This is a genomic window from Candidatus Zixiibacteriota bacterium (assembly GCA_035574315.1).
Lineage (GTDB): Bacteria > Desulfobacterota > Binatia > UBA9968 > UBA9968 > DATLYW01.
Map to the genome: position 1 here is coordinate 1 of DATLYW010000051.1, position 16020 is coordinate 16020.

The window sequence follows — 16020 nt, forward strand, 5'->3', positions numbered from 1 at the left end:
AGCTCCAATAAACCTACCTTCGTCTTGATCACCTTCTCTGCCGTCGTCATTTCCCCTCGCTTCCTTTCTTCAGCTCTACGCTGATGTTTAGGACAGCGAGGACTCTACCATGTCTGTCAGATTAAGTGTTAGCACATCCACTTGATTAAATTGTTGGCTCCCAAAAGCAAGAAAAAAAGAACCGCCATCAAGCCGGCCCGTCCAAACTCGCCGCGATGCAACCCCAGCCAGCGCAAGACTTTCACCCTCTGTGCCTAGCGATGTCCCCGTTCAGCGCCTGACGCGGCGGCCGTCCTCTCGTTGACGTCGATCCCGTCGCGGCGAAGCTCGGCGTCGCTCGCTTTCAGCGCCACGGTTCCAGGGGGGTGCTTGTACCACCCCGGGTCTTCATCATAGCTCTTCAACTGATCGCGAACCTTGACAACCGTGAACAGGCCGCCCATGGAGATGTAGTCGCCGAATGGTCCTGCGGCTCCTTTCATCGAAATCGTATTCTTGGGATACGGCATGACCTCGGCCATCCGCCCCATGTCCATCCCGGTATGGCCCATCGTCATGTAAGCCGGCAGAAGCGGCCGCAGTTGCTCGTCGAGGCCGCCTGTTTTTATGCCGACCATGTTCGGAAAATCATGGCCCATCTGGTTCATCACGTGGTGCGTCATGTGGCAGTGAAAGGCCCAGTCTCCGGGAGCGTCGGCGATGAATTCGATCGTCCGGGTCTGACCGACAGCGACCAGAACCGTGGTTTCCGGCCACTGGGCGGAAAGCGGGATATCCTCGCCGTCGGTCGCGGTCACGCGGAAGTGATACCCGTGGATGTGCATCGGGTGGTGGTCGGTCGCGCCGAGGTTCCCCAGGCGAATGCGAACCTTGTCGCCGGTCTTGCAAACGAGCGGAGCAGTGGAGGGGAACGCTTTGCCGTTGATGGTCAGAACGTTGAAATCGTTCATCACCAGCGTGTTCGGGCGCGCGGTCCCGGCCTTGATCGCCCATTCGCTGATCATCAACGAGAAATCCCGATCGACGTGATACTCCGGCGCCGGTTTCCTGGGATGCACGACGAACATGCCGATCAAACCCATTCCCATTTGCGTCATCTCGTCGTGGTGGGAGTGGAACATGAAAGTTCCGTGCTGGCGCAGCGTCCACTCGTATTTGACGGTCTCTCCCGGCCTGATGTAAGGCTGCGTGAGTCCGCCAACGCCGTCCATCCCGTTGGGGAGATAGAAGCCGTGCCAATGAACCGACGTCGGCACCGGGAGGCGGTTGGTCACATAGATCCGTATCCTTTCACCCTCGACGGCCTCGATCGCCGTGCTGTTGACCCGGCCGTTGTATCCCCAGCACTTGGCTCTCAGGCCAGCGTCGAATGCCCAGTCGACCTCTTCGGCGATCAGATGAAAGACCTTGACCCCGTCGACCACCTTGAAAGGGAGAGCCGCCCCGTTGGGAACTACGACCGGTTTGTAATGCTTTTCAGGCAGCCCGGGCGGCAGAGGTTTCACATCGACCGGCCCTCCGCTGTAGCTCTTTTCCCAATACACGCGGCCCGCTGCTGCCGTTTTCTGCCGCGCGGCTGCAGGCTGATACTGGCCCGCGCGGCCGCCATGGGTTTTCCCGTCGGCCCGCTCGTGCCAGAGAGCTCCGCCCACCGCCGCCACCGCTCCGAGACCCAGGATTTCTCTTCTCGAGATTTTCTTTCCCGCCATTTCATTCCTCCGGGATCAGTGCGCTTCACGTCCGTTCATTTTCATCCGGCCTTCTTCCGACCGGGCTCCACCTCCGTCGAGACCCGGGAGCCGGCCGTTCAGGATATGTGCGAAATCGGTGCGGGCCAGCCAATAATCACGCAGCGCCTCGATGTAGGCGGCCGCTGTCTCGATCTGCTGCTCTTTGGCACGCAGCAATTCAAAAGGGCTGAGCTGCATCGCGTTGTACTGAAGCTGCGCTTCGTTCACGATCCGCTCTCGCAGCGGAACCAGGATATCCCGGTAGTACAAGGCGCGATCACGGCTTCCGGACATTCGATCCTGAACCGCCCGCGCCACGGAACGGATTCGCACCGCCAGACCGTAATATTCCTGCCGGGCGCGCCGCAGCTCGGTGAGAGCGCGGGCGATTCGAGCCTGACCGCGGTCGAACAACGGAATGGATAATTCAACCGTAGGACCGGCTTCCCATCCTTCTTCCCTTTCACCGAGCGGGCCCAGGGTCGGTTCCGGAATCAAGGCCGTCGCTCTGTTGAAACCGAGCTGCTCGCCGGCTGCGATGATGCGCTGGCGGGCGATCGAGAGGTCGAGGCTTCGACTGAGCGCGAGCCGTTCAAGGTCATCCCCTGCCGTCGTTTGCGCGGGTATATCCGGTAAACGGCCGCCGGTCCGCCATTCCGTGTTCTTCCCCCACACTCCCATCAGCGCGTTGAGCTGCTCCCGGCTCTGGCGCTCCGCCATTTCGGCCGTCCGGAGTTCCAGCCTGGCGGCTTCCGTGAGCGCCCGTTCCCTTGCGAAATCGAGATCGGTGATGTTTCCCGCCTCGTGAAGTCTACGGGCCAGTTCCAGCGATGCCGTAAGCGTCTGCACGACGGTTCGACGAAGCTCCAGCATTTGCTCGTTCGCCTGGTGCAGATAAAAAGCGGTGCGAACCTGTCGCGCGAAGTCCAGTACGGCGCCGGCGACCTTTAGCTTGGTTTCTTCGAAACGGGCCGTCGCCACTCGCTTGCGAAGCGGCACGTAGAACACGTCGAGGAAATTCATGACCACGCTGAGGTCCAGATCCGGCCTGCCACCGGAAACGGGAAACAGGACCGCGGCGTCAAAAACAGGATTCTGGAAGAGCCCGGCCTGGACCAAATCGGCCTGGGCGATTCCCAGGTCGGAATAAATCGCCTGAAGATCCCGGTTGTTCAGCAGGGCAATCTGGACTGCCTCGTCGGCTGTCAGTCCGCCCTTGAGCAAAGACGAGACTTTTTCGGCCGCTTCTTTATCGAGATCGGTCCCGCTGTTCCAGACAATTTTGCCGGCCCCGCGCTCGGCAACGGCGACGCTCACCTCATCGAAACCCGCGTTGAGCGCTACCGTCGCGCAGCCGCTCAGGAAAATCAGCAAGACCGACAGCCACCCGGCGTTTCGCTTCCATGACATCCGCAACCCCCTGTTGACTCGGTGTCCTTCTCGTCAATTCATTTTTTCGATTTTGATGATCGCCTTCTTCGGAACATCGATCGTGAACCGCACCCTGTCGCCGAATTTCAGTCCTTCGAGAAGGGAAGGCGGGTCCACCCGATAGCCCATGGTCATCGCCTCCATGAAGCCTTTGATCTCGCCGTGTTCGACCACGATCTGACTCGCGTTGGGAACCGTCGCAATGACTTTCCCCTCGCCGACCACTGTCTTCGGTTCACCCTGCGCCGCCGGGTGGACTACTTCCCCCGCCTCCCTCGCCGCAGAGGCCGGCTGCGGGGACGGTATGTCCCGCGGCGTGTACGCGAGCGTCCTCGACGGTTGCGGCAGCGGCGCGGTCATCGCCTGGGGATTGGCCGGGTGGTCGAGGGCCGGTGGCGGCAGCTCATAGGGCGCGCATCCCGAAAATACCATCGCGGCAAAGCCGAGCAGAGTGTTACGCGTGGATCGCATACGATGATCCCCTCCCTGGATTTACTTCCCGACCTTCTCGAACTTCGTGATCGCTCGTTTGTCTGTATCAATCGTGAAACGAACTTTGTCGCCGGGCTTGACGCTCTTGAGCAGGGAACCCGGACTGACCTTGTAACCCATTACCATCGCGTCCATGAACCCCTCGATCTCTTCGTGGTCCACCACGACCTCTTGCGTCTGCGGTACCACAGCGACGATTTTCCCGACTCCCTTGACCGATTTCGCGACGCCTTTGGGCCGCAGCGCAGCCAGATACGCCGACAGATCGATCAGTTCCTGAACCGTCATGTCGGCGTTGAAAGTCGGCATTTTCGACTTCCCGTCTGGACCGCGATATTTCTTTGCGCCGACGGCGTCGGGATTGACGATCGACTCGGTGAAGTACTCCAGCGGGTGCAGCGGCCCCATTTGGCTCAGTTCCGGGCCAACCGCCTGGGTTCTGTCGAGAGGAGGAAAATTTTCGCCGCGCACTTCGTGGCACGAATAGCAGCTGAATTTTTCAAACACCGACCGACCCTTGACCGGATCGCCCTTGGGCATGGTGAAGGTCCAGCCCTTGGGATGATGCATATCGAGTTCTCCCGGTCTCGTTTTTTCTGCGGCGCCGCCCGTGCAAAACGTTGCAAGAACGACCAGCCAGGCGAAGGTGAAACCTCTCGAAGTCCTGCGCATCATGAGCACCCCTCCTTGCGGGTGGAATTCACGGCTCGGTAAACAGTCGGGTCCTGAGATCGGCTCGTCCCGCGGCCTTTTGCCGACATCGGAGCGAAACGGGCCCGCGTTATAAAAAGATCCCGCCGCTCAAGGGCGGGCTGCGAACGACCGGGGAAGAAAAGCTTAAAAGCGAAGAACGGAGAGAACGAGATGGGAAGGCGCGGAAAACCACGGGCGGGAAAAAGGAGGGCTGCCTTTCTCCGCGAACGAACGGCTACCGAGATCCACCGGGGACGAGCACGGAACCGCCACGTACGTCGGCGCCAGGGCCGGCCTTATGGAAGTCGTGCTCGCCGGCAGAAACTCGACGGTCAGGTGGGGGCAATAAACGAACGGCCCGCGATCGACGGGATGACGCAACACCCCGTGCTGACCGTCTTCCTCGCCCCACGATGGGGACACCGGGTGGTGATGCCCGCTCCGATCCCCGCGCTGCGCCTTGCGCATCTCCACGGCAAGAACAACGGCGGGGAAGAGAACGACAATGCAACAGACGGCTGCAATCCAGCGCTTCATCGGCATTCCGGGTGAACCCCACCTTGCACTATCGGGCAGCTGTTTTCAAGAGGCCGCCTCTTGCCTGCGTCAGCAGCCGGCGCAAGCCCGGTCGCAGCGCTTGACGCGGAGGTCCGACGGCGATTCGACGGACCGCCGAGCGCGAACCTTCGCCGCGGAGTCCGCGTGGAGCGAACCGCTACGGCGCGACCGCCAGAGTGCCGACCATTCCTTGATCCTCGTGACTCGGAAAGAAAAGGAGCTTTTTGGTACAGCTAAACTTGAACTCGCCGATACGCGTGGGAGTGAAGCGAACGACCGTCGTCTCGCCGCTCCCTATTTCCGCCTCGATCATCAGTCCGGCCTCGGGCGACTTGAGCACGAAATTGTGGGGAACCATCCAACTCTTGTTCTTGAAGATCAACTCCACCGGAATATTCTGCTTGACCACGAGACGGCCCGGCGTGAACGAGTAACTGTCGACCGTGATCTCGAGCCGCTGCACGTTGTCCGGCGAGATCGGAACGACCACGCCTCCGGGCGCGGCGGCAAGAACCACGGATCCCAGCAGCGCCGGCCCGATGAAAGCCGCCGCCGGTTTGCTGCCGTTCATGTCACTGCCGTCATCATGGAGCGCCTGGCCAGCATGGCCGCGCCGACCAGCATCAGGACGACGCTGAACAACTGCGCCTCGGTCAGCCCGAAGGCGACCGGAGGATTGACGCGCCAGAACTCGACCGCGAAACGCGCCAATCCGGCCAGAGCCAGATAGATCCAGGCGATCACGCCGGGAGCCGGATTTTTTTTGCGCAGCCCCCACAGGATCCCGAAAATGATCAGCGACTCGAGAAACTCGTAGATCGGCGTGGGGTGAACTCGCGTCCCCGGAGGATAAGGGACGCCCGTCAAAGGGTTCACCCAACCGATGATGGCGTGGGTGTAAGCAACGCCCCAGGGGACGTCGGTGACCGTGCCCCAATCCCCGTCGCCCGCGACGTGGCAGCCGATCCGTCCGATGCCGTAGCCGATCGCGAGCGCGGGCGCCGCGATGTCCGCGCCGACCAGCCAGGGAATCCCGTTCTTCTTGACGACCCAGGTCACCGCCAGCGCGCCTCCGATGAGGCCGCCGTACCACGTGAAGCCGGCGCCGGTAAAAATGAACTGACCGGGCGAGCGGAGAAAGCTCGGGAGGTCTTCGAGGATGAAAAGGATCCTCGCACCGGCGAGACCGCCGATAGCCGCGGCGAAGACCATGGTCGACGCCAGCTCGGGGTTGTAGCCGCGCTCCCTGAGCTCCTTGTGGACGACCCAGGCGGCGGCCAGGGCCGCCACCGCCATCATGGCGCCGAAGCTGTAAATCGTAACGGGACCGAACTGAAAAAGAATGGGATACATTCGCCCTCGCCGGAGAAAAGGCTAGCAGAAACCCTCGCAGAATGCATCTCCGGGAATCGCACGGAGCCGGCCGGAACCCGTTGTTTCCGAGGCTGCCGGCGTTCTCGGCCGCAGTTCGGCCCTGTCAAGTCCGGAGGCAGCCCCCTTCCGCTGGGGTGACGAGATCAGCACCTCGATTCGATCAGAGCGACCATTTCTTCGGCCGAAGAAAAAACGATGAAGGCACGATCTCCCATCATTCCCGCCCGGATCAGTGCAGGGGTTCCCTTCGGTGGTCCGTTCCTGCTTGAATCGGTCTTGAACCGCAGGTTGAATTCCCAGAACGGGAGCGTCTCACCGCTTGCGGTCGTGACGTGATAGGTGTCGCCACAGTACCGGATCGAGCGCACCTGTTGCTTCTTGCCCAATTTTTTCAGATCCGTCGGAGGCCCTGCCATACCTCCGCCGCGTGGCGCCCTCTCGGATTCGCTCCCGGTGTCCGCCGCTTTCAGATAAGCCACCAGGTCTGCGCGCTGTCTGTCGTCCCGGATGCCCGGAAACGGCATCAGATTTCCCGGAATCGAGCTCTGGGGATCCTTGAGGAATTCGTGAAGGGCCCTCTCGTTCCACACAATTCCGGATCTCTTCAAGGCATCCGAATACCTTCGAAAGCCCTCGGCCGTCCCCGCCTTTCGCCCCAGGACCTGCGCAAGGCTCGGCCCTGTGAGATGCACGCCGGGTTCCAGCGAGTGGCAAGCGTCGCATTGCCTGAAAGCAACTGCGCCACGCGCGGGATCACCGGAAGGAAAAGCACCTTCGGCCGCCCGTTGAAGAAACAAGATCGCGAACAAGATGATGAACGATGGGTAACACATCGTGCCTCCTCGTAGCCGGGCCGCGTGCCACCAGGTCAGGGGCTCTTCTAATCTTTTCTGACTGAACCTGGTGACATGAATCCTTTTCTTTTTCGGCAGACATTCTACCGCTGTTTCTTCCAGCTCATTCCCGCGTCCACGCTCACATAAATCGTGCCGCTCGTCGTGGACAGATACATTTCAGTCGGGTTCTTTGGGTTAACAGCGACTGCCGCCACGTTCTTGAGCTCGCTGGCAACGACCTTCCAAGATGCACCGGCGTCTGTGCTTCGGAAGAGACCGTCGCGCATGGCCGCAAACATGATTTTGGAATCTCCGGGATTTACCGCGAATCCGTTCACCGTCCGACTGGTGGGCAGACCGCCCACATCGAACCACCCTCAGAAACAGTCGGCGCTGCGTTGCAACCCGTTGGAAGTACCCGCATAGACAAAATGCCGCCCATTCCGGTCGGGATGTTCACCGACCGCAAAACCTTGACTTCCCCTTGCGGGCCGTCATCCACCCGAATCCACTTTTCGCCCTGATCCGTTGTACGATAGATTCCCTCCCCTTTCCCCCGCACCGCCGCATGAAGCCTGGACGACGTGTTTGGGTCGATGGCCAGCCCATGGACGTCCGCCCCCCAAGACCATTGCCGGCTTCTTTCCAGCTCCTTCTTCCGTCGGTGCTTTTGAGCACTCCGGCCTCGTGAGTCGCGATATAGATCGTTTTCGGATCTCTCGGATCCGGTGCAATATCCATAACATCGAGATGACCGTGCTTGGTCGAGATCGACACCTTGTCCCACGTTCGACCGCCGTCTCCACTTCGATAAAGCCCGGTATGGGCACCCAGGAACAACGTTTCCCCCGCCGAACCCATTGCAAGAGAGTGAACATGCTCGAAGCTCGGACCGTTCTTGACGGGAGCATGGTGCGTAGCGGCTGTTGCGAGATGGCGCCCCCCATGCACAGCCCCGATGCTCAACAGCCACACCGCCAACAACGACGTTGATTTCAACCGGCTCTTCATCGTCCCTCCTGAAGGTTTGTTGTTCTCGGAAGAAAGTCCGTTTTCGAAAAGGTCGGCTTTCTCCCAAAAGTTTGGAAAGTCAGGAAACCCCGGCCCTCCCATCGGAGGACCGCGAGCCCGTCAAAGTCGAGAAATTAGCGAGGGTGAAATCAGAGGTTCAGTGTGGAATGGACCAGATGGACAGAAACTTTGGGTAATAAGCCAGAAAGGCCGGTTCCACGGCCTTTTCCCGGGCGAAATATGCCGACGCGGGATGCATCCAGACGGGCATCGCCAACGGCCGTGCTTGAGGCGGTTTTTATAAAGTCGTTGGAACGGACGGACCTGAGAAGACTTTCCGAGAGAACGTTCGAAGCACGGCCGAATGTGCAAAAGTACTGTTCGCAGTCGGCCATTTCCATGGCATGGCCCGGTTGCAAACAGCCCGATACCGAGGCGAAAGACCGCGCAGAAGCCGCCCGAGCGGAGCACAAAACCGCCAACGTAAACGATAGGCCGAGCACCATCGCGGTTAGAGTCTTTGCGCCGCGGTCCATCCGGGTGAATCTTGGCCGCTTTTGAATCGAATGTCAATGCAACCCTCGAGCCGGATGTCCTCCGCGACAAATCGTTCGATAGTGCGTTGCGGCGAGCCACTCCAAGGGAGTTGCATCAATAGGCAGCCGTCTCCGTCACCGCTCAACTCCCTGGACCGTCCCGACCTGAAAGCCCGCCTCCGCAATGGCCCGCTTCAGTCGCTCGATGGTTGCCTCGGCCGGATCGTAGAGAACCGTTGCGCCATCGCTCTCGCCCATGGCGATGCCGACGTCGGCCTGCGTCAGCGCAGGCGCATCGTTTATACCGTCGCCCGCCATCGCGACTTTTCCTCTTTGCTGGAGCTGGCGGATGATATCTGTCCTGTTCCCCCTTCTCGGCCTGTTTCTGATCCTTATGGTCTACGGATGGCGGAAGCGAAAGACGAGCCGTTGACGGAATGATGTCGTCCGATTGCTGTCCTGTCAGCGAAACCGCTGAGAAAGATCGATTTCTTTGCCCGGCTTGCGGTGCAAAAGGCAAGCCGGTGTCTCTTGCCACCGTGGGGGCTATGGCGAAGACCGAGGTGCCGGCTGTCAAGCTGAGCGCTCAGGAATATCGCCTTTGCCGTACGCCGGACTGCCCTGTCGTCTATTATGCAGGGGAAATTCGGATCGAGAAGAGCGAACTCCGGGTTCCCGTTCATTTCAAGGAGCGAAACTACGAAGGGCCCGTCTGCTATTGCTTCAACCACACAGTCGCCAGCATAAGAGCCGAAATTCAAACCAGGCGTCATTCCACAGTAGAGGCAATGGTCGCCCAAGAGGTTAAGGCTGGGCGCTGCGCCTGCGAGGTCAGAAATCCGGCAGGCACATGTTGTCTGGGAGACGTCAGACGAGCCGTGCAGGCTGCCATGAGCCGGTAAACAATTTCATGGGTTCTGCGGAATCCCTTCCGCCTTTAAAGATCTGCAAGTCATGTAGGCCGCCCGGTTCGTGGTCCCCGGCGGCCGAAAAGGCGGGAACTTTTCATCGTGATAAGCGTTAGAGATGATGGAAAGGAGGAGCAACCATGCGTTCCGATATTACTCACGGGATCGTGGCGGGGCTGGTCAGCGGAGTCATTTTCGGCGTCATGATGCAGATGATGAACGCCCCGACACCCGACGGCGGACAGATGCCCATGATGGCCATGGTCGCCAAAGTCGTGCGCTCCGATAGCATAGTGATCGGCTGGATCTACCACTTGTTTAACAGTCTTGTCATTGCCGCTATCTTTGGATGGCTCCTGGGCAGTCGGTCGCACAACTATGGACCTGCCCTCGGATGGGGTGCTGCCTACGGTTTCGTTTGGTGGATCCTGGATGGACTGATATTGATGCCGCTACTACTCGGCATGCCGGTTTTCGCGCCGCTTCAGATGGAGGCGATGCGGCCGGTTGCACTCGGAAGCCTAATTGGACATCTGATCTATGGCATTATCCTTGGCGGCGGCTTCGCCATGCTGACCCATGGACTGCCCTGGGCCACCCGACAGGCGTAAAGCTTTCGGTGCGACAAGCGTTCCTCCTGAGCGACTCTAGACTTCTCTGCCACGAACGACGCCTGCGCAGGGGCCAAAATATTTCCGTGACGCTGCCCGACTCACCCGGCGGCCGGGGGTGTTTCGCGCCATGAAGTTCACGAAAGAGTCAAGCCGTCCTCTCCTTGCACGGAACGCCGAAGCATTCATTGACCTCGACGAGCACGTGAGCGAGATGCGGAACATCCCGTAGCAGCCGCTTGAAATGCTCCGCCGCCATCGGGTAACGGAACGCCACGGATACGCTGGCCGCATACGCCCGCGGACCAACGCGCCACACGTGGAGATCCGACAAGGCGGTTGTCCGCCTCCTGCTCAACGGCCAGCTTCCGATCCGGGTCCGTGAAGCGCCGCGATAGATTCACCTAGCACCGCGAACGCGCTTTTTAAAAACAAGCTGGCGATGGCGCCGCCCACCACGATGTCGGGCCAGCTCGAATGGAAGAACTTGACGCCCCACGCCGCCAGCAACACCGACAGGTTGGCTACAATGTCGTTCCGCGAGCACAGCCAGGTCGAGCGCATGTTGAGGTCATCCGATCGGTACCTCAAAAGCAGCAGGAAGCAAGCGCCATTGCCCAGAAGGACCAGGGCCCCGACGATACCCATGGTTCCGGCGCTGGGAATGACGCCCCACAAGATCTTGGACACCAGCTCCACGAGAACGCCCGCGCCGAAGGCGGCCATGATCGCGCCCTTTAAAAGCGCAGCTTTTGCCTTCCATGCCGCGCTGCGCCCCAGCACATAAAGGCTGAATCCGTAAACCAGCGCGTCCCCCAGCATGTCCAGGGAATCGGCCAGCAGGGCCGTCGAATTCGCCAGCAATCCGGCAACCGCTTCAACAACGAAAAGAACGGTGTTGATGACGAGCACGATGACGAGGACGTTTCTGTGCCTGCCTCGTACGACCGTCAGTTCTTGCGCTTTCGCCTCGCAACAATCGTCCATGAAAGCGACGTATCAGCTCGACGGGTTTAACGCCGAACCGTTCCGGACCCAGACGCCTAGATCCTGCGCCGACCGGCGCAACGTTACATTCCACTCGATTGTTTGCTCCGCGGCCGTCGCTTCAGCTCGTCCTCGATCACCTCCCGGAAGACCTCGAACGGCTGCGCTCCGACGAGCAGGCGGCTGTTCACGAAAAAAGTCGGCGTCCCCCGCGCTCCCAGCCGCACCGCGGTTTCGGTCTCGCGCTCGATCTTCTTGCGATGCCTCCCGCTTGCCAGACACTGGCTGAAGCTCGCGGGCTTCAGCCCGATTTCCCGCGCGTAACCCTCGAGCTTCGACCGGGTGAAGGCGAGCGCCCCCTGGTTGGCGAAAAGACGGTCGTGATATTGCCAGAACCTGCCCTGCTCGCCCGCGCACTCCGCCGCAAGCGCGGCCTGCTCCGAGAACTGGCCCAGCACGGCGAAGTGCCTGTAGACGAACCGCGCGCGGCCCTCCTTGATGTAGGAGGTCTTGAGCTGCGGCAGGGTGTTGGACCAGAACTTCTTGCAGAAGCTGCACTGGAAATCGGAAAACTCGACAATGCTGACGGCCGCCCTCGCCGGTCCCAACGCAGGTTGTTTCCCGAGAGCGGCGAGCGTCTGCTCGATGCCCTGGGCACGCACCGACGCGGGCGGCACCAGAAGGAGCCAGGCGGCCAGGATTGCCGCCCTGGCCGTTTTCTCCCGCCGTCCACCGTTGCGAGGATTATCCTGCTTTCGGCGCATCAGGATTACCGGGCCGCGCTTTCGATCCTATCCATCGGAACCGCCCGGTCCAACGGATCGCGTACACTACCATCACGGCAGAGCATAGGCCACTTCGAGGAAGGTGTCAGTGCCTTCGCCCACGACCACCGTGGCGCCTCTCGTTCCGAGACGCTCGTGCCACACCTCGAGCCGGTAGTCGCCAGCCGGAAGCGGGCCCACGGAAAACCTGCCGTCCTGGTCGGTCACGGCCAAATAGGGGCTCGTGCTCACGACGATGACCGCGCTCATCCATGTGTGGAGCACACCGCAATCGATCCGGATCGCTCCCGCGCGATCCAGCACTTTTCGCACCTCGCGCCATTTGGGCAACCCGACGTTGAACAGGGTCTGATCGCCCAGCCGGGCATGCACGGTATGCAGGATCGGATCGCTGTTCTTCAGCAGCACCTCGCTCCCCAGGGAAACAGCCTGAACATGGGGACGAAACGCGCAATCGCGGTTGTCCAGGACGATGCGACGTGGCCGGAGGGGCGGCTGTAAGCCGCGCCGCCGGAGCGTGATCACCGCATTGCGAACGCCGCCGCTCGTTTCGACCAGCAGGCTTTCATCGAGCACTGAAGTTCCGCAGACCCGACGGTTCTTGAAAACCTCGTGCCGCCCTGCGGGCCGATATCCCCCCGCCAAAACGACCCGGCCGCTCACGCTTCCCCCTGCCGTCCCGGCGATCACCCCATCGTCGGCGGCCTGCCCCTGGGCGGCCGCGGTTACGCAGGCGAGCAACAGGGCCGAACCGACCGTCCCGCGCAGCCACGTCGAAAGCCGGCGTCGAAACGGTGTGCGGTGCGAAGCGACGTTGTGGCGGGTAAATTTCTCTGCTATCAGAGTGAAGCCGACAGCGGGCCGCGCGGCCCCCGGCCGTTCGTCCGTCGCCCTGAATCCGGCATTATCGCCCCCGGCCGAATCAGCAAGCATGCGCATCGTCGCGCAAAGGGTCCATGAAGCCAGCGTAACCGTCGAGCAGTCCCGGTCCGCCGCGATCGGCACGGGTCTGTGCATCTTTCTGGGTGTCGGCCGCGCCGATAACGAGTCCGATGCGTGCCGCCTCGCCGACAAGGTCAAGAACCTGCGGGTCTTCGAAGACGCCGAAGGAAAAATGAATCTCTCCGTTGCCGATGTCGGCGGCGCCGTTCTGGTTATTTCCCAGTTTACACTGTACGGCGACTGCAGAAAAGGCAATCGCCCGTCGTTCACGGAAGCCGCGCCGCCGCAGGTCGCCCGACCGCTCTATGAGGCCTTCGTACGCCGCCTGAGGGAATCGGGGATCGAGGTGGCTACCGGGGAATTCGGCGCACGTATGCGCGTCCGGTTGACGAACGACGGGCCCGTGACCCTGCTCCTGGAGAGCTGACGGTGCGCGTGGTCCTGTTCGAGCCCGAGATCCCCCCGAACACCGGAAGCGTCGCCCGGCTTTGCGCCGCGACGCTGACGCCGCTTCACCTGATCGAGCCGCTGGGCTTCAAGATCGACGACAAGCACCTTAAGCGCGCCGGCCTCGATTACTGGGAGTTCGTCGACCTCCACGTTCACGCTTCCTGGATTCAGTTTTCTCGGGAACGGGACGACGGCAGGCTCCTTTTCTTTTCGAAGCGGGCCCGGAAATCCTATACCGCCGCACGGTACGAAGAGACCGACTACCTCGTTTTCGGACCCGAGACGCGAGGGCTCCCGCAGGAGCTGCTGGACGCTCACCCCGATCACTGCTACCGCATCCCCATGATGGGAACGGGAGTCCGGAGTCTCAATCTGTCCAACGCGGTTTCCATCGTCCTGTACGAAGCCCTGCGCCAGCTAGGCAAAACATAAGGTTTTTTCGCGGCACCTGCCCTTGACCAACCTGTCGAGAATGGTTATTTAGCAATCAACTTTTTTGCGGAGGGGGTTGTCGCTATGAGGAGCGTGCGCTCGTGGGTATTGCTTTTGCTTGCCGTTCTAATCTTCTTCCCGGCGCGTAGCGACGCCGCCCAGTCATCCCAAGAGACAACACCCGCCCCCGAACCGAAAGAGTCCTTCAACCTGATCCTTCCCTACAAAGACCTCACCGTGGGCCAGGGCCAGGAAATCACGATGGACGCCGAAGTGGTGAACCGGCGGCGGTTCCCGGTGGAGGTAAGCCTGGCGCTGGACGGCGTTCCCAAGGGGTGGGAGGTCAACTTCAACTCGCGTTACCCGAGCTATCCGATCCGGTCCGTCATGGTCGCGGGAAGCGACCCCAATACCACGAAATCGACCACGATCGAGTTCAAAGCCAAGATTCCGGACAACACGAAGCCGGGCAACTATCAGATCAAGGTCACCGCCAAGGATCTCGCCGGTCCGACGCAGTACGTCGAGACCTTGAATTTTCGCGTCACCTCGAAGAAGATCGAAACCGGCGGGTTGAAGCTCACGAGCCAGTATCCGGTGCTCAGCACCGCCTCCGGCCAGACCCTCAAGTTCACCGTCGATCTCAAGAACGAGACCAACAAGCCGCTCACGACCTCCTTGTCCGCACAGGCGCCGGCCGGCTGGAACGTGCGTTTCAAGCCGCAGTTCGGAGACACCCAGATCTCGTCCATCCAGCTCAAGGAGAACGCGACGGAAACGCTCAGCGTGGAGATCGACACGCCGGCGCGCGCCGAGGCGGGCGAGCATCCGGTGACCATTCGAGCCCGCGCCGGGGCCTTCGAAACCACTGCCAACCTGAAGGTCAATCTCAAGGGAACTCAGGACCTCAAGATGGGGTCTGCCACCGGTACTCTCAACACCACCGTAACCGCGGGCAAGAGAACTCCGGTCGATTTTCTCGTGGGCAATGCCGGGACCGCTCCGATCCGCAACCTGTCGTTCATAACGAAGAAACCGAACGACAAGTGGACCGTCGAGTTCAAGCCCGACAAGATCGACACCCTCAACCCCGGCGAGGTCCGTGAAATCAAAATGGAAATCCTCGCGCCGGATCGTACTATCGCCGGCGACTACCTGTTGACGCTCACGGCGAACACGCCCGAGATCAACAAATCCGTCGAGTTTCGGGTCACGGTTTCCACGCCGACCATTTGGGGCTGGATCGGCTTCGGCATCGTCGGCCTCGTTGTCATCGGGCTCGGCGTCGTGTTTTTCCGGCTGGGGCGCAGATGAGCGCCGTCGTCGAAACCCACGGCCTCACTAAACGTTACCGCGACAAGCTTGCGGTCAACAACCTTGACCTCACGGTCGAGGAGGGGGAGATTTTCGGCTTTCTCGGTCCCAACGGCGCGGGGAAAACGACGACCATCCTGATGCTGCTCGGTCTCACCGAGCCGACCGCGGGCAGCGCCTTGGTCTGCGGATTCGACCCCACGCGCCAGCCCCTGGAGGTCAAACGGCGCGTGGGCTACCTGCCGGAAAACCCGGGATTCTACGAGGACCTGACCGCGCGCGAGAATCTCCTGTATGTGGCGCGCCTCAACCGGATTCCGGAGGATGAGGCGCGGCGGCGCATCGTCGACGTTCTCGACAAGGTCGGGCTGACGGACGATGGGCGCCGGCTCGTGCGGGAGTTTTCGCGGGGAATGAAGCAGCGTCTGGGCATCGCCGAAGTGCTCATCAAGGAGCCGCGCGCCGTTATTCTGGACGAGCCCACGCTGGGAATCGACCCGGACGGGGCGATCCGGATCCTCGAGCTGATTCGCAACCTGAACCGGGAGCACAATCTCACGGTCATGCTCTCGTCGCACGCGCTGCAGCAGGTCCAGGCGATCTGCAACCGCATCGGCATCATCGTGCGCGGCAGGCTCGTCGTTCAGGGACAGCTCGACGAGCTCGGCCGGGCGATGCTCAGGGAGCGGCGGTACAACTTCCTCGTCGAGGTGGGCAACGGCAGCGACGACCTCGAGCGGGATCTGCACTCGCTTTCGGGGGTCGACGAGATCGAACGGCGCGCTCACGGCTGGCTCCTGCGCTGCACGCGGGACGTGCGCCCCGACCTTCTGTCCCTGCTCGCGGCCAGGCACCTGCCGCTCCTGCAGCTGCGCTCCGAGGATCCGACGCTCGAGGACATCTATTTGAAATATTTCCGCGAGGCCTAGA

The 16020-nt window shown here is 61.2% G+C and carries 18 protein-coding genes; 5 read left to right on the forward strand and 13 right to left on the reverse strand.

What is annotated here, in order from left to right:
• Positions 1-254: 254 nt before the first annotated feature.
• From VNN77_18865 to VNN77_18910, 10 genes are all read right to left on the reverse strand, one after another.
• On the reverse strand, positions 255-1709 hold the full coding sequence (locus VNN77_18865) for a copper oxidase (protein HXG53465.1): 1455 nt from the start codon (positions 1707-1709) through the stop codon (positions 255-257).
• Between the two features lie 15 nt (positions 1710-1724).
• Positions 1725-3140, reverse strand: a complete 1416-nt coding sequence (locus tag VNN77_18870) for a TolC family protein (protein ID HXG53466.1) — start codon at positions 3138-3140, stop codon at positions 1725-1727.
• Between the two features lie 33 nt (positions 3141-3173).
• Entirely contained in the window at positions 3174-3632 is a 459-nt protein-coding gene (locus VNN77_18875; protein HXG53467.1) for a copper-binding protein, read from the reverse strand.
• A gap of 21 nt (positions 3633-3653) precedes the next feature.
• Complete coding sequence (locus tag VNN77_18880; GenBank protein HXG53468.1) at positions 3654-4328, reverse strand: copper-binding protein; 675 nt, start codon at positions 4326-4328, stop codon at positions 3654-3656.
• A gap of 162 nt (positions 4329-4490) precedes the next feature.
• Positions 4491-4883 (reverse strand): hypothetical protein, encoded by a 393-nt coding sequence (locus VNN77_18885; GenBank protein HXG53469.1) that lies wholly within the window; start codon positions 4881-4883, stop codon positions 4491-4493.
• A 178-nt stretch (positions 4884-5061) separates the two neighbouring features.
• Positions 5062-5475 carry a cupredoxin domain-containing protein gene (locus tag VNN77_18890; GenBank protein ID HXG53470.1) on the reverse strand — a complete coding sequence of 138 codons (414 nt, stop codon included), beginning with the start codon at positions 5473-5475 and terminating at the stop codon, positions 5062-5064.
• Positions 5472-6257 (reverse strand): prolipoprotein diacylglyceryl transferase family protein, encoded by a 786-nt coding sequence (locus VNN77_18895; protein HXG53471.1) that lies wholly within the window; start codon positions 6255-6257, stop codon positions 5472-5474. Before VNN77_18895 ends, VNN77_18890 begins: the two co-directional genes overlap by 4 nt.
• A 164-nt stretch (positions 6258-6421) precedes the next feature.
• Entirely contained in the window at positions 6422-7111 is a 690-nt protein-coding gene (locus VNN77_18900; protein HXG53472.1) for a c-type cytochrome, read from the reverse strand.
• 104 nt (positions 7112-7215) lie between these two features.
• Positions 7216-7413, reverse strand: a complete 198-nt coding sequence (locus VNN77_18905; protein HXG53473.1) for a hypothetical protein — start codon at positions 7411-7413, stop codon at positions 7216-7218.
• Positions 7414-8796: 1383 nt separating this feature from the next.
• Positions 8797-8979, reverse strand: coding sequence for a hypothetical protein (locus tag VNN77_18910; GenBank protein HXG53474.1), 183 nt, complete (start codon positions 8977-8979; stop codon positions 8797-8799).
• Between the two features lie 730 nt (positions 8980-9709).
• Here VNN77_18910 and VNN77_18915 point away from each other — a divergent pair.
• The gene (locus tag VNN77_18915; GenBank protein HXG53475.1) at positions 9710-10180 is read left to right on the forward strand and encodes a hypothetical protein; all 471 of its coding nucleotides are present in this window, start codon (positions 9710-9712) and stop codon (positions 10178-10180) included.
• Positions 10181-10534: 354 nt separating this feature from the next.
• On the opposite strand, the gene VNN77_18920 is transcribed toward VNN77_18915, so the two are convergent.
• The 3 genes from VNN77_18920 to VNN77_18930 all read right to left on the reverse strand — a co-directional run bounded on the left by VNN77_18920 (position 10535) and on the right by VNN77_18930 (position 12528).
• Positions 10535-11167 (reverse strand): cation transporter, encoded by a 633-nt coding sequence (locus tag VNN77_18920; protein HXG53476.1) that lies wholly within the window; start codon positions 11165-11167, stop codon positions 10535-10537.
• A gap of 83 nt (positions 11168-11250) precedes the next feature.
• Positions 11251-11931 carry a DsbA family protein gene (locus VNN77_18925; GenBank protein HXG53477.1) on the reverse strand — a complete coding sequence of 227 codons (681 nt, stop codon included), beginning with the start codon at positions 11929-11931 and terminating at the stop codon, positions 11251-11253.
• 72 nt (positions 11932-12003) lie between these two features.
• Positions 12004-12528, reverse strand: coding sequence for a carboxypeptidase regulatory-like domain-containing protein (locus tag VNN77_18930; protein ID HXG53478.1), 525 nt, complete (start codon positions 12526-12528; stop codon positions 12004-12006).
• Positions 12529-12883: 355 nt separating this feature from the next.
• On the opposite strand from VNN77_18930, the gene dtd reads away from it, so the two are divergent.
• The 4 genes from dtd to VNN77_18950 all read left to right on the forward strand — a co-directional run bounded on the left by dtd (position 12884) and on the right by VNN77_18950 (position 16019).
• Positions 12884-13321: a D-aminoacyl-tRNA deacylase gene (gene dtd / locus VNN77_18935; protein HXG53479.1), complete on the forward strand. Its 438-nt coding sequence runs from the start codon at positions 12884-12886 to the stop codon at positions 13319-13321.
• Positions 13322-13323: 2 nt separating this feature from the next.
• Positions 13324-13776 carry a tRNA (uridine(34)/cytosine(34)/5-carboxymethylaminomethyluridine(34)-2'-O)-methyltransferase TrmL gene (gene trmL, locus VNN77_18940; protein ID HXG53480.1) on the forward strand — a complete coding sequence of 151 codons (453 nt, stop codon included), beginning with the start codon at positions 13324-13326 and terminating at the stop codon, positions 13774-13776.
• Between the two features lie 84 nt (positions 13777-13860).
• Positions 13861-15090 carry an NEW3 domain-containing protein gene (locus VNN77_18945; protein ID HXG53481.1) on the forward strand — a complete coding sequence of 410 codons (1230 nt, stop codon included), beginning with the start codon at positions 13861-13863 and terminating at the stop codon, positions 15088-15090.
• Entirely contained in the window at positions 15087-16019 is a 933-nt protein-coding gene (locus VNN77_18950; GenBank protein HXG53482.1) for an ABC transporter ATP-binding protein, read from the forward strand. The genes VNN77_18945 and VNN77_18950 overlap by 4 nt, the downstream gene beginning before the upstream one ends.
• Position 16020: the final 1 nt, after the last annotated feature.